Here is a 13450-nt window from a genome sequence, read left to right on the forward strand (position 1 = left end):
GCGACGTAACCCACACCACTAGGCTGGCGTGCGAGCAGAGTGGACCGCCGACTAGTCAAGGAGACAACACGTGACCATCCGGGTAGGCGTCAACGGATTCGGCCGCATCGGACGCAACTTCTTCCGCGCCCTCGACGCGCAGAAGGCCGCCGGCAAGAACACCGATATCGAGATCGTGGCCGTCAACGACCTGACCTCGACCGCAACGCTGGCGCACCTGCTGAAGTTCGACTCGATCCTCGGCCGGTTGCCCTACGAGGTGAGCGTCGACGGCGACAGCATCGTGGTCGGTGACCAGAAGATCAAGGCGCTGGCCGTCAAGGAGGGCCCCGCCGCCCTGCCCTGGGGCGACCTCGGCGTCGACGTGGTGGTCGAGTCCACCGGCATCTTCACCAAGCGCGACAAGGCGCAGGGCCACCTGGACGCGGGCGCCAAGAAGGTCATCATCTCCGCGCCGGCCACCGACGAGGACATCACCATCGTGCTGGGCGTCAACGACGACAAGTACGACGGCAGCCAGAACATCATCTCCAACGCCTCGTGCACCACGAACTGCCTCGGGCCGCTGGCCAAGGTGCTCAACGACGAGTTCGGCATCGTCAAGGGCCTGATGACCACGATCCACGCGTACACCCAGGACCAGAACCTGCAGGACGGCCCGCACAGCGACCTGCGTCGTGCCCGCGCCGCCGCCATCAACATCGTGCCGACCTCGACGGGTGCGGCCAAGGCCATCGGCCTGGTGCTCCCGGAGCTCAAGGGCAAGCTGGACGGCTACGCACTGCGCGTGCCGATCCCCACCGGCTCGGTGACCGACCTGACCGCCGAGGTCTCCAAGACCGGCACGGTCGAGGAGATCAACGCCGCGTTCAAGGCAGCCGCCGAGGGACCGCTCAAGGGCATCCTCAAGTACTACGACGCGCCGATCGTGTCCAGCGATATCGTCACCGACCCGCACAGCTCGCTGTTCGACTCGGGCCTGACCAAGGTGATCGACAACCAGGTCAAGGTCGTGTCCTGGTACGACAACGAGTGGGGCTACTCTAACCGCCTCGCCGATCTGGTCGCCCTGGTCGGTAAGTCGCTGTAGTCGGGGCGAGCGAAGCGACGGGATAGAGACACAGTGGTTGCCACGCTTTCCGAGCTGCTGGCCGAGGGGGTCGAGGGACGCGGCGTTCTGGTCCGTTCGGATCTGAACGTCCCCCTCGACGACTCGGGCAACATCACCGACCCGGGCCGCATCATCGCCTCGGTCCCGACGCTGAAAGCCCTGGCCGAGGCCGGGGCCAAGGTCGTCGTGACCGCACACCTGGGCCGCCCGAAGGGCGAGCCGGATCCGAAGTTCTCGCTGGCCCCGGTCGCCGCGGCGCTGGGGGAGCGACTCGGCAGGCACGTCCAGCTGGCCGGTGACGTGGTCGGTACCGACGCGCTCGCCCGCGCCGAGGGCCTCACCGACGGTGACGTGCTGCTGCTGGAGAACATCCGCTTCGACCCGCGCGAGACCAGCAAGGACGACGCCGAGCGGCTCGGGTTGGCCAAGGCGCTGGCCGGGCTGGTCGAGGGCGCCGACGGGTCGCCTGGCGCGTTCGTCTCCGACGGGTTCGGGGTGGTGCACCGCAAGCAGGCCTCGGTGTACGACGTGGCCACCCTGCTGCCGCATTACGCGGGCACGCTGGTGGCCGCCGAGGTCAAGGTGCTGCAGCAGCTGACCACTGCCGGTGAGCGGCCCTACGCCGTGGTGCTCGGCGGGTCGAAGGTGTCGGACAAGCTGGCCGTCATCGAGAACCTCGCGACCAAGGCCGACAGCCTGATCATCGGCGGCGGCATGTGCTTCACCTTCCTTGCCGCGCAAGGGGTTTCGGTGGGTACGTCGTTGCTGCAGGCCGAGATGCTGGATACCTGTCGGGACCTGCTCGAAAAGTACGGCGACGTTATCCACCTGCCGGTGGACATCGTGGTGGCCGACAAGTTCGCCGCCGACGCCGCGGCCGAGACGGTGGCCGCCGACCAGATCCCCGCCGACTTGATGGGTCTGGACATCGGGCCCGGGTCGGTGAAGCGGTTCGCCGCGCTGCTGTCCAATGCCAAGACGGTGTTCTGGAACGGCCCGATGGGCGTGTTCGAGTTCCCGGCCTTTGCCGCCGGCACCAAGGGTGTCGCCGAGGCGATCATCGGGGCCACCGAGAAAGGTGCGTTCAGCGTGGTCGGCGGCGGTGACTCGGCGGCCGCGGTGCGGCTGCTCGGGCTGCCCGAGGACGGCTTCTCGCACATCTCCACCGGCGGCGGCGCGTCGCTGGAATACCTCGAGGGCAAAACCCTGCCCGGCATCGACGTTCTGGACTAAGGACATACATGGCCCGTAAGCCGCTCATCGCCGGCAACTGGAAGATGAACCTCAACCATTTCGAGGCCATCGCGCTGGTGCAGAAGATCGCATTCGCCTTGCCGGACAAGTACTTCGACAAGGTCGATGTCACCGTCATCCCGCCGTTCACCGATCTGCGCAGTGTGCAGACCTTGGTGGACGGGGACAAGCTGCGCCTGACCTACGGCGCCCAGGACGTGTCCCAGCATGATTCCGGCGCCTACACCGGCGAGATCAGCGGTGCCTTCCTGGCCAAACTGGGCTGCACCTTTGCCGTCGTCGGCCATTCGGAACGCCGCACCTACCACGCCGAGAGCGACGAACTGGTGGCCGCCAAGGCCAAGGCCGCGCTCAAGCACGGGCTCACCCCGATCGTGTGCATCGGCGAGGGGCTGGACATCCGCGAGACCGGTGAGCACGTCGCCTACAACGTGAACCAGCTCAAGGGTTCCTTGGCCGGCCTGTCGGCCGAGCAGATCGGCCAGGTGGTGATCGCCTACGAGCCGGTGTGGGCGATCGGCACCGGCCGGGTGGCAAGCGCGGCCGACGCGCAAGAGGTCTGCAAGGCCATCCGCGACGAGTTGGTGACGCTGGCGTCGCCGGACGTCGCCGCCTCGGTTCGGGTGCTCTACGGCGGTTCGGTGAACGCCAAGAATGTCGGCGAGATCGTGGCGCAGCCCGACGTGGACGGCGCCCTGGTCGGCGGCGCCTCGCTGGACGGGGAGCAGTTCGCCACCCTGTCCGCGATCGCGGCCGGCGGCCCCCTGCCCTGACCCTGGGGTGATCTCGGCGCGGTCATCCGTGGTGGTGGACGCGGGTTTCCGCGCCGAAATCACCTCCGTGTAGGCTGACCGCCATGGAACTCGCCCTGCAGATCACCCTCGTCGTCACCAGTGTCCTGGTGGTGCTGTTGGTGCTGCTGCATCGCGCCAAGGGCGGCGGCCTGTCCACCCTGTTCGGTGGCGGCGTCCAGTCCAGCCTGTCCGGCTCGACGGTCGTGGAGAAGAACCTGGACCGGCTGACCTATTTCGTGGTCGGTATCTGGGTGGTCTCCATCATCGGTATGGCGCTGCGGATCAAGTACAACGTCTGACGCCGGCAGTCGGTCTCGCCATGCGGGGCTGAAGCGGCCCGTCGATAATTGTGGGCATGGCTGACAACGGACGCGTGGACACGGTGCTCGAACCGATCGGATCGGTGCGGCGCACCAGCGTCGGCCGGGAAGCCACCGAACCGATGCGCGAAGACATCCGGCTGCTGGGGGCCATCCTCGGCGACACCGTCCGCGAGCAGAACGGCGACGTGGTGTTCGACCTGGTCGAGCGGGCCCGCGTCGGCTCGTTCCAGGTGCGCCGCTCCGAACTCGACCGCACCGATTTGGCCCGGCTGTTCACCGGTATCGATATCCACCTGGCCATCCCGGTGATCCGCGCATTCACCCATTTCGCCCTGCTGGCCAACGTCGCCGAGGACATCCACCGCGAGCGGCGGCGGGCCGTGCACGTCGCGTCCGGCGAACCGCCGCAGGACAGCAGCCTGGCCGCCACCTACGGCAAGTTGGCCGATGCCGACCTGGACGTGGACGTCGTCGGTCAGGCGCTTCGCGGTGCGCTGGTCTCTCCGGTGATCACCGCCCACCCCACCGAAACCCGCCGCCGGACCGTCTTCGACACCCAACATCGGATCACCGAGCTGATGCGGCTGCGCCTGCACGGCCAGACCAGCACCGCCGACGGCCGCGATATCGAGACCGAACTGCGCAGGCACATCCTCACGCTGTGGCAGACGGCGCTGGTGCGGTTGTCGCGGCTGAAGATCTCCGACGAGATCGAGACCGGCCTGCGCTACTACCAGGCGGCCTTCCTCGAGGTGATCCCCACGGTCAACGCCGAGGTGCGCACCGCGCTGGAGACGCTGTTCCCCGGGGCGGGACTGCTGGCCGAGCCGATCCTGCGGCCCGGGTCGTGGATCGGCGGAGACCGCGACGGTAACCCCAACGTGAACGCCGACATCGTCCGGCTCGCCACCGGGCGGGCCGCCCACACCGCGATCGCGCACTACTTCGGCGAGCTGACGGCGCTGGAACAGGAACTGTCCATGTCGGCGCGGCTGGTGCACGTATCCGAGGAGCTGATCGCCCTCACCGCGCTGTGTACCGAGCCGGCCCGTGCCGACGAGCCCTACCGCCGCGCGCTGCGCGTCATCCACGCCCGGCTGACCGCGACCGCCGCGGCCATCCTGGACGAGCAGCCCGCGGATGTACTCGATCTCGGCTTGGAACCGTACGTCACGCCCGCCGAGTTGCTGGCCGACCTGGATGTCGTGGATGCGTCGCTGCGGGCCAACGGCAGCGCCGTGCTGGCCGACGACCGGCTGAGCCGACTGCGAGAAGCGGTGCGTGTCTTCGGGTTCCACCTGTCCGGATTGGACATGCGGCAGAACTCCGAGGTGCACGAACAGGTGATCGCCGAGCTGCTGGCCTGGGCCGGTGTGCACCCCGACTACGCCTCGCTGCCCGAGGACGAGCGGGTGGCACTGCTGGCCGCCGAGATCGGCACCCGTCGGCCGCTCATCGGCGAGGGCGCCGAACTGTCCGAGCTGGCCCGCAAGGAGTTGGGCATCGTCGCGGCCGCGGCCCGCGCGGTGAAGGTGCTCGGACCGCAGGCGGTGCCCAACTACATCATCTCGATGTGCCAGTCGGTCTCCGACATGCTGGAGGCCGCTGTCCTGCTCAAAGAGGCTGGGCTGCTGGATGTTTCGGGTGATCACCCGTACGCCCCGGTGGGTATCGTGCCGCTGTTCGAGACGATCGACGACCTGCAGCGCGGGTCCGGGATCCTGGAAGCGGTGCTCGACCTGCCCGTGTACCGGGCCATGGTGTCCGCCCGCGACGACCACCAGGAGGTGATGCTCGGCTACTCGGATTCCAACAAGGACGGCGGGTACCTGGCGGCCAATTGGGCGCTGTACCGGGCCGAACTCGACCTCGTCGAATCGGCCCGCAAGACCGGAATCAGGTTGCGGCTGTTCCACGGTCGCGGCGGCACCGTCGGCCGCGGCGGCGGCCCCAGCTACGACGCGATCCTGGCCCAGCCACCGGGCGCGGTGAACGGCTCGCTGCGCATCACCGAACAGGGCGAGGTGATCGCCGCGAAATACGCCGAACCGCGGATCGCACACCGCAACCTGGAGACGCTGCTGGCCGCGACCCTGGAATCCACCCTGCTCGACGTCGAGGGACTGGGGGAGGCGGCCGAGCCCGCATACCAGGTGCTCGACGACCTGGCTGCCCTGGCCCAGCGCGCCTACGCCGAATTGGTGCACGAGACACCGGGTTTCGTCGAGTACTTCAAGTCCTCCACCCCGGTCAGCGAGATCGGTGCACTCAACATCGGCAGCAGGCCCACCTCGCGCAAACCGACGACGGCCATCTCCGACCTGCGGGCCATTCCGTGGGTGCTGGCCTGGAGCCAGTCCCGGGTGATGCTGCCCGGCTGGTACGGCACCGGCACGGCGTTCGAGGAGTTCATCGCGGGCGGAGATGGCCGCCTTGAGGTGCTGCAGGACCTCTACGAGCGGTGGCCGTTCTTCCGGACCGTGCTGTCGAACATGGCGCAGGTGTTGGCGAAATCCGATATGGGGCTGGCCGCCCGGTATTCGGAATTGGTGGAGGACGAGGCGCTGCGCGCGCGGGTCTTCGACAAGATTCTGGCCGAGCACGACCGCACCATCCGGATGCACCGGCTGATCACCGGTCAGGACGATCTACTGGCCGACAACCCCGCCCTGGCCCGGTCCGTGTTCAACCGTTTCCCGTACCTGGAACCGCTGAACCACCTGCAGGTGGAGTTGCTGCGTCGGCATCGGGCCGGGGACACCGACGAACTGGTGCAGCGCGGCATCCTGCTGACCATGAGCGGGCTGGCCACCGCGCTGCGAAACTCTGGCTGAGATCTTCTAGGGCCGAAACCGCCCGAGAACCCGGCGCACGGCGTTCTCGGTCGCGGCCACCGGCGCCAGCATCGTCTCGCCGAGACCGACCATCACCTCGACGCGCTCGACGATGCGCTCCATCCGTTCCAGCACACCGAACAAGCGCGGGGCGAGTTCGTCGATACGGGTGATCGTCTCGTTGAACCGCGCCATGGTGGTGTCCAGGCCGCCGATGGACTTGTTGAGGTCCACCACCGTCACCTCCAGGTCGGCCAGCAGCGACTCGACTTGCCCGACGGTCATATCCGCGTTCAGGGCGGCCTGGGTGAGCGTCTTGATGCGTTGCCGCCCGCCCTTGGCCGCCATGGGGTCTGCCATGACCTCAGTATGGCCGCAACCGGAACCTCGGCGGGGGATGCTGCGTCTTAACGGAGGTGAGCCATTCATGCACCTACCGCTGGCGGGACGAGATGCCGACGGGCGAAGCGGCAGCCGAATACCTGGCCGGTTACCGCGACGCACACTCCGACGCACCGCCGCGCGCCGAGTGAGCGTTCACAGCTTGGCGGCGGCCGCCTCGTCGAGCAGCCACACCGTCTTCTCCTTGCCGACCGCGCCGGCCGCCGGCACGTCGACCGCGGCGGCGCCGCCGATCGCCGCGGCGACGGCCTCGGCCTTCTCCGAACCGGCGACCACCAGCCAGACCTCGCGGGCCCGCGCCACGGCGGGCAGGGTCAAGGTGATCCGCCGGGGCGGCGGTTTGGGCGAGTCGTTCACCGCGATGACGAGCCGGCCGGTTTCCTGAACCGCGGGGGTGTCGGGGAACAACGAGTTGACGTGCCCCTCACCGCCCATGCCCAGCAGGTGCACGTCGAATTCGGCGGGCAGCAGCTTTTCGTAGGCAGCGGCGGCCGCGTCGATATCGTCGCCGAACTCGCCGTCACTGGCGGCCATCGCGTGCACATTCGCCGCCGGGATGTCGATGCTCTCCAACAGCGCCGCACGGGCCTGCTTGACGTTGCGGTCGTCGTCGGCGGCGGGTACGAAACGCTCGTCACCCCAGAACAGCTGCACCTTGGACCAGTCGATCTCGGTGCTGAAACCGGCTACGTGGCGCAGCAACGCGATCCCGACCGTTCCACCGGTGAGGACGACGACGGCCTCGCCCCGGTTGGCGATCGCCGAGGTGATGGCGCCCACCAGCCGGGCGCCGGCGGCCGCGGCCAACTCGGTCGCGTCGAGGTAGGTTTCGATGACGCGCTGGTTCTGGTCAGACATAAGCCACCTTGTCGATTCCCTGTAGTGCTTCCAGATAGATCTCGTCGGCGTCCAACCGGCGCATGTCCTCGGCCAGGCAGTCCCGGGTTTCCCTGCGCGCCAACGGAATCTGTGCGTCCGGTCGTCCGGTGCGGGTCAGGGTCGCGGTGACGCCGGTCTGCGGCCGGCTCAACACGATCGTCTCGCTGGCCCTGGTCAGTTCGACCTTGAGGTCGCCGACCGCACGGGACACCGGGCAGTCCAGCCGACCGGCCAACCACCCGGCCAGGATGTCCAGGGCCGGCTCCTCTTTCAGCCCCGACACCAGCACCGAGGTGATCGGCTCGTAGGGCGCCTGATCCAGCGTCGCCGCCAGCAGTGCGCGCCAGTAGGTGATGCGGCTCCACGCCAGGTCGGTGTCTCCGGGGGTGTATCCGGCCAGCCGACTCTTGATACACGCCAACGGGTCTTCGCCGTTGGTCGCATCGGTGATGCGTCGGATCGCCAACTTGCCCAGCGGGTCCTGCGCGGGTACCCGGGGCGCCAGGTCGGGCCACCACGTCACCACCGGGGTGTCGGGCAGCAGGAACGGGGTCACCACGCTGCTGGCATGGTTGGCCAGCGGTCCGGACAACCGCAGCACCACCACCTCGTTGGCGCCGGCGTCACGTCCCACCCGCAGCTGGGCATCCAGCCGCGGTTCGGTGGTCAGCCGGTCACCCGGGATGACGACGATGACGCGACAGGGATGTTCGCGGCTGGCCACGTTGGCGGCCTCGATCGACTCCTCCAGCAGTGACTCGCTGTCGGGGGCGACCACCAGCGTCAGCACCCGGCCGAGCGTGATCGCCCCGCCTTCTTCGCGCAGCGCCACGATCTTCTTGTTGATGGCACCGGTATTGGTGTCGGGCAGATCGACGATCACGGCTCGGCTCCTTCTCGGATCATCACGGCCGCCGCCATTCACGGCCGGACCGGTGCAGCATCTCGAACGCCGAATCGGGGCCCCAGGTGCCGGACTCGTACGGGTCCGGCTTGCCATGCGTCGCCCAGTACTCCAGCGCGGGATCGAGAATCTTCCAGGACAGTTCGACCTCGGCGTTGACCGGGAACAGCGACGGTTCACCGAGCAGCACGTCGAGGATCAACCGTTCGTAGGCCTCCGGCGATTCCTCGGCGAACGCCGAACCGTAGGAGAAGTCCATGCTGACATCGCGGACCTCCATGATGTGGCCGGGCACCTTGGACCCGAACCGCAGGGTGATGCCCTCGTCCGGTTGCACCCGGATCACCAGCGCGTTCTGGCCCAGCTCGTCGGTCATGGTGGCGTCGAATGGCAGGTGCGGCGCCCGCTTGAACAACAGTGCGATCTCGGTCACCCTGCGCCCCAACCGTTTTCCGGTGCGCAGATAGAACGGCACCCCGGCCCACCGGCGGGTGTCCACCTCGAGTGTGATGGCCGCGAACGTCTCGGTGGTCGAGGTCTGGGAGAAGCCCTCCTCGTCGAGCAACCCGACGACCTTCTCGCCGCCCTGCCAGCCCGCCACGTACTGCCCGCGCGAGGTCGTCTCATCCAGCGGCTCAACCAGTTTGGTGGCCGAGAGCACCTTGATCTTCTCGGCCTGCAGCTCGGCGGGGGAGAAGCTCACCGGCTCCTCCAGCGCCGTCAGCGCCAGCAGCTGCAGCAGGTGGTTCTGGATGACGTCGCGCGCCGCCCCGACCCCGTCGTAGTAGCCGCCGCGCCCGCCCAGGCCGATGTCCTCGGCCATGGTGATCTGCACACTGTCGACATAGTGCGAGTTCCACACCGGCTCGAACAACTCGTTGGCGAACCGCAACGCCAGGATGTTCTGGACCGTCTCCTTGCCCAGGTAGTGGTCGATGCGGAACACCGAGGACTCCGGGAACACGCTGTTGACGACGGCGTTGAGTTCCTCGGCGCTCTTGAGGTCGTGGCCGAACGGCTTCTCGATGACGACTCGGCTCCAGCTATCGCCAGTTGATCCGCTCCTCACGTCCGCAGAAGCCTTCTCGGCCAACCCCGACTTCGAAAGCTGTTCGCACACCTGCGGGAACGCCTTCGGCGGGATCGACAGATAGAACGCGTGGTTGCCACTGGTGCCGCGCTCGGCATCCAGCTTGTGCAGGGTGTCCTTCAAGCGCTCGAAGGACGCCTCGTCGTCGAACGTGCCCTGCACGAACCGGAATCCCTCGGCCAGCCGGTCCCACACCTCCTGCCGGAACGGGGTGCGGGCGTGCTGCTGTACCGCCTCGTAGACGATCTTGCCGAAATCCTCGTCCGCCCAATCGCGCCGGGCGAACCCGACCAACGCGAAACTGGGCGGCAGCAGACCGCGGTTGGCCAGATCGTAGATGGCCGGCATCAGCTTCTTGCGGGCCAAGTCGCCGGTGACCCCGAAGATCACCACCGCACATGGTCCCGCGATGCGGGGCATCCGCTTGTCGCGCTTGTCCCGCAGCGGGTTACGCCATGCGGGACCTGTGTCGGTGGTCGCCGTCATCGCTTCGCGGCGTCCAGCTGTCCCTGGGTGGCCTCGAGGAGCTCGGCCCAGGACTTCTCGAACTTGTCGACGCCTTCGTTCTCCAAGACGAGGAACACGTCGGTCAGGTCGATGCCGATGGCCGACAGCTTGTCGAAGACCTGCTGTGACGCCTCGGCGGTGCCGGTGATGGTGTCCCCGGTGACCACGCCGTGATCGGCGACGGCCTCCAGGGTCTTCTCCGGCATGGTGTTCACCGTGTTCGGGGCGACCAGTTCGGTGACGTACAGGGTGTCCGAGTAGTCCGGGTTCTTGACGCCGGTCGAGGCCCACAGCGGGCGCTGCACGCGGGCGCCGGACTCGGTGAGCTTGGCGAACCGCTCACCGCCGAACACCTCTTCGTAGGCGGCGTAGGCCAGCCGGGCGTTGGCCACCCCGGCCTGCCCGCGCAGCGCCAGCGCTTCCTCGGAACCCAGCTTGTCCAGCCGGGCGTCGATCTCGGTGTCCACCCGGGAGACGAAGAACGACGCCACGGAATGGATCTTGGCCAGGTCGTGGCCCGCCTCCTTGGCCTTCTCCAGGCCCGCCAGGTAGGCGTCCATCACGGCGCGATGCCGCTCCACCGAGAAGATCAGGGTGACGTTGACCGAGATGCCCTCGGCGATCACCGCGGTAATGGCGGGCAGTCCGGCCTCGGTCGCCGGGATCTTGATCAGCAGGTTGGGCCGGTCGACGATCTTCCACAGCTCGATGGCCTGCAGGATCGTCTTGTCGGTGTCGTGTGCCAACCGCGGATCGACCTCGATCGAAACCCGGCCATCCACGCCGCCGGAGGCCTCGTAGGCCTTGGCGAACAGGTCGCACGCGTTGCGCACGTCGTCGGTGGTCACCGTGCGGATGGTGGCGTCGACATCGGCGCCGCGCTCCGCGAGTTCCTTGATCTGACCGTCGTAGGCGTCGCCCTTGGACAGCGCGGCCTGGAAGATCGACGGGTTGGTGGTGACCCCCACGACGCTGCGCGTGTCGATCAGGTTCTGCAGGTTGCCGGTCTGCAGCCGGTCACGGGACAGGTCGTCGAGCCATACGGAGACGCCCGCGGCGCTCAGCGCTGCGAGGTTCGGGTTCTGGGACATGAGATGTGCTCTTTTCTCTAGTTGTCGAGGGAGCGTTCCGCGGCCGCGACGACGGCCTCAGCGGTGAAGCCGAATTCGCGGAACAACGTCTTGTCGTCGGCCGACTCGCCGTAGTGCTCGATCGAGATGATCTCGCCGGTGTCGCCGACCAGTTTGTGCCACGGCTGCGCGATCCCGGCCTCGACCGCGACGCGTGCCGACACATCCGGCGGGAGTACCGAGTCGCGGTACTCCTTGGGCTGGGATTCGAACCACTCCACACACGGCATCGACACCACGTAGGCGACGATGTCCTTCTCGGCCAACAGCTTCCGGGCCTCGACCGCCAACTGCAGCTCGGAGCCCGTCGCGATGATGATCACGTCGGCGTCGTCGGCGGGGTTGCCGCCGCCGAGGACGTAACCACCCCGGGCCACCCCGTCGGAATCGGTGCCCTCCAGCACCGGGATGCCCTGCCGGGTCAGGATGAAACCCACCGGGCCGCTGCCGTTGCCACGCGCGATGATGCTGCGCCAGGCGTAGGCGGTCTCGTTCGGGTCACCGGGGCGCACCACCGACAGATTCGGGATGGCGCGCAGCGCGGCCAGATGCTCGATGGGCTGATGGGTGGGGCCGTCCTCACCGAGACCGATCGAGTCGTGGGTCCAGATGTAGATGGTGTCGATGTCCATCAGGGAGGCCAGCCGGACCGCCGGACGCATGTAATCGGAGAACTGCAGGAACGTCCCGCCGAACGCCCGCGTCGGGCCGTGCAACACGATGCCGGACAGGATCGAGCCCATCGCGTGCTCGCGGATCCCGAAGTGCAGCACGCGCCCGTACCAGTCGGCGGTGTAATCCGACGTCGAGATCGACGGCGGACCGAACGACTTCACGCCGTTGATCGTGGTGTTGTTGCTGCCGGCGAGATCGGCAGAGCCACCCCACAATTCGGGCAGCTTGGGCGCGACGTCGTTGAGTACCTTGCCGAATGCGGCGCGGGTGGCCAGCGGCTTGGAGCCCGGCTCCCAGTACGTCAGGTCGGCATCCCAGCCTTCGGGCAGTTCCTGGGCCAGCAGCCGGTCCAGCAGCTTCTTGCGCTCGGGCTCACGCTCGGCCCATGCGTCGAAATCGGTCTGCCACTTCTCGTGCGCCTCCCGGCCGCGGTCGACCAGCTTTCGGGTGTGCTCGATGACCTCGGGACGCACCTCGAACTTCTTGTCCGGGTCGAATCCCAGCACCTTCTTGGTGGCGGCCACCTCGTCGTCGCCGAGGGCCGAGCCGTGCACGCCGCCGGTGTTCATCTTGGTGGGCGCCGGGTAGCCGATGATCGTGCGCACCGCGATGAACGACGGCTTGTCGGTGACTGCCTTGGCGGCCTCGATGGCTTCTTCGATACCGGTGACGTTCTCGCCGCCCTCGACCTCCTGGACGTGCCAGCCATAGGCGCGGTAACGGGCCGCCACGTCCTCGCTCAAAGCGATATCGGTGTCGTGCTCGATGGAGATGTGGTTCTTGTCGTAGAAGACGATGAGGTTGCCCAACTGCTGGGTGCCCGCCAGGGAGGACGCCTCGCTGGTGACGCCTTCCTCGATATCGCCGTCGGAGGCGATCACGTAGATGTAGTGGTCGAACGGGCTGGTACCCGGCGCGGCGTCGGGGTCGAACAGGCCACGCTCGTAGCGGGCCGCCATCGCCATGCCGACCGAGGACGCGAGGCCCTGGCCCAGCGGCCCGGTGGTGATCTCCACCCCCTTGGTGTGCCGGAACTCCGGGTGCCCGGGCGTCTTGGACTTCCAGGTCCGCAGCGCCTCGATGTCCTCGAGCTCCAGGCCGAAACCGCCCAGGTACAGCTGCAGGTACAGCGTCAGGCTGGAGTGCCCGCAAGACAGGATGAACCGATCCCGGCCCAACCAGTGCACATCGCTGGGGTCGTGGCGCATCTGCCGCTGGAACAAGGTGTAGGCCAGCGGGGCCAAGCTCATCGCGGTGCCCGGATGGCCGTTGCCGACCTTCTGCACCGCGTCGGCGGCCAGAACGCGCACGGTGTCGACAGCCAAGGAGTCGAGGTCCGTCCAGTCGTCCGGGTGGTTGGGGCGGGTGAGGGCGGAAATCTCCTCGGTGGTGGTCACTACGCGTGCTCCTAGCGTCTGCGAGATCAGCTGCTTGTTCCTCTAAAACACCCTAGTAGGACCGACTCATCCGCGGCAGGCCGGTTGGTGGTCGTTTACTTCCCGGTTCACCGGAATTGACCCTGCGGTGTCGGGCTCACAGGCCCGCGG

General features: G+C 67.7%; 11 protein-coding genes. 5 read left to right on the forward strand and 6 right to left on the reverse strand.

The features are described 5' to 3' along the window. The first annotated feature begins 70 nt into the window (after nucleotides 1–70). From gap to ppc, 5 genes are all read left to right on the forward strand, one after another. A complete protein-coding gene (gene gap, locus SBI67_RS11070; RefSeq protein WP_318980615.1) occupies nucleotides 71–1090 on the forward strand; it encodes a type I glyceraldehyde-3-phosphate dehydrogenase in 1020 nt (339 codons plus the stop codon). A 33-nt stretch (nucleotides 1091–1123) separates the two neighbouring features. Next, on the forward strand, nucleotides 1124–2344 hold the full coding sequence (locus tag SBI67_RS11075) for a phosphoglycerate kinase (protein WP_318980616.1): 1221 nt from the start codon (nucleotides 1124–1126) through the stop codon (nucleotides 2342–2344). An 8-nt stretch (nucleotides 2345–2352) separates the two neighbouring features. Next, nucleotides 2353–3138 (forward strand): triose-phosphate isomerase, encoded by a 786-nt coding sequence (gene tpiA, locus SBI67_RS11080; protein ID WP_024452793.1) that lies wholly within the window; start codon nucleotides 2353–2355, stop codon nucleotides 3136–3138. Nucleotides 3139–3221: 83 nt separating this feature from the next. Beyond that, entirely contained in the window at nucleotides 3222–3458 is a 237-nt protein-coding gene (gene secG, locus SBI67_RS11085) for a preprotein translocase subunit SecG (protein WP_024453902.1), read from the forward strand. A 56-nt stretch (nucleotides 3459–3514) separates the two neighbouring features. Then, complete coding sequence (gene ppc / locus SBI67_RS11090) at nucleotides 3515–6316, forward strand: phosphoenolpyruvate carboxylase (protein WP_318980617.1); 2802 nt, start codon at nucleotides 3515–3517, stop codon at nucleotides 6314–6316. 6 nt (nucleotides 6317–6322) lie between these two features. On the opposite strand, the gene SBI67_RS11095 is transcribed toward ppc, so the two are convergent. From SBI67_RS11095 to tkt, 6 genes are all read right to left on the reverse strand, one after another. Continuing rightward, nucleotides 6323–6676: an ATPase gene (locus SBI67_RS11095; protein ID WP_318980618.1), complete on the reverse strand. Its 354-nt coding sequence runs from the start codon at nucleotides 6674–6676 to the stop codon at nucleotides 6323–6325. A gap of 177 nt (nucleotides 6677–6853) precedes the next feature. Next, entirely contained in the window at nucleotides 6854–7576 is a 723-nt protein-coding gene (pgl, locus tag SBI67_RS11100) for a 6-phosphogluconolactonase (RefSeq protein ID WP_318980619.1), read from the reverse strand. Next, a complete protein-coding gene (gene opcA / locus SBI67_RS11105) occupies nucleotides 7569–8480 on the reverse strand; it encodes a glucose-6-phosphate dehydrogenase assembly protein OpcA (RefSeq protein ID WP_318980620.1) in 912 nt (303 codons plus the stop codon). Before opcA ends, pgl begins: the two co-directional genes overlap by 8 nt. Nucleotides 8481–8502: 22 nt before the next feature. Next, nucleotides 8503–10077, reverse strand: coding sequence for a glucose-6-phosphate dehydrogenase (gene zwf, locus SBI67_RS11110; protein WP_318980621.1), 1575 nt, complete (start codon nucleotides 10075–10077; stop codon nucleotides 8503–8505). After that, nucleotides 10074–11189, reverse strand: a complete 1116-nt coding sequence (gene tal / locus SBI67_RS11115; RefSeq protein ID WP_318980622.1) for a transaldolase — start codon at nucleotides 11187–11189, stop codon at nucleotides 10074–10076. Before tal ends, zwf begins: the two co-directional genes overlap by 4 nt. A 17-nt stretch (nucleotides 11190–11206) precedes the next feature. Further along, the gene (gene tkt / locus SBI67_RS11120; RefSeq protein WP_318980623.1) at nucleotides 11207–13300 is read right to left on the reverse strand and encodes a transketolase; all 2094 of its coding nucleotides are present in this window, start codon (nucleotides 13298–13300) and stop codon (nucleotides 11207–11209) included. Between the last annotated feature and the right edge of the window lie 150 nt (nucleotides 13301–13450).

The sequence above is a fragment of the Mycolicibacterium chengduense genome, assembly GCF_033741155.1.
In the GTDB taxonomy this organism is placed as follows: Bacteria; Actinomycetota; Actinomycetes; order Mycobacteriales; family Mycobacteriaceae; genus Mycobacterium.

Coding starts and splice junctions, on each gene's coding strand:
- tpiA (WP_024452793.1), top strand. CDS start 2,353: ATGGCCCGTAAGCCGCTCATCGCCGGCAACTGGAAGATGAACCTCAAC.
- SBI67_RS11095 (WP_318980618.1), bottom strand. CDS start 6,676: ATGGCAGACCCCATGGCGGCCAAGGGCGGGCGGCAACGCATCAAGACG.
- zwf (WP_318980621.1), bottom strand. CDS start 10,077: ATGACGGCGACCACCGACACAGGTCCCGCATGGCGTAACCCGCTGCGG.
- pgl (WP_318980619.1), bottom strand. CDS start 7,576: ATGTCTGACCAGAACCAGCGCGTCATCGAAACCTACCTCGACGCGACC.
- tal (WP_318980622.1), bottom strand. CDS start 11,189: ATGTCCCAGAACCCGAACCTCGCAGCGCTGAGCGCCGCGGGCGTCTCC.
- secG (WP_024453902.1), top strand. CDS start 3,222: ATGGAACTCGCCCTGCAGATCACCCTCGTCGTCACCAGTGTCCTGGTG.
- ppc (WP_318980617.1), top strand. CDS start 3,515: ATGGCTGACAACGGACGCGTGGACACGGTGCTCGAACCGATCGGATCG.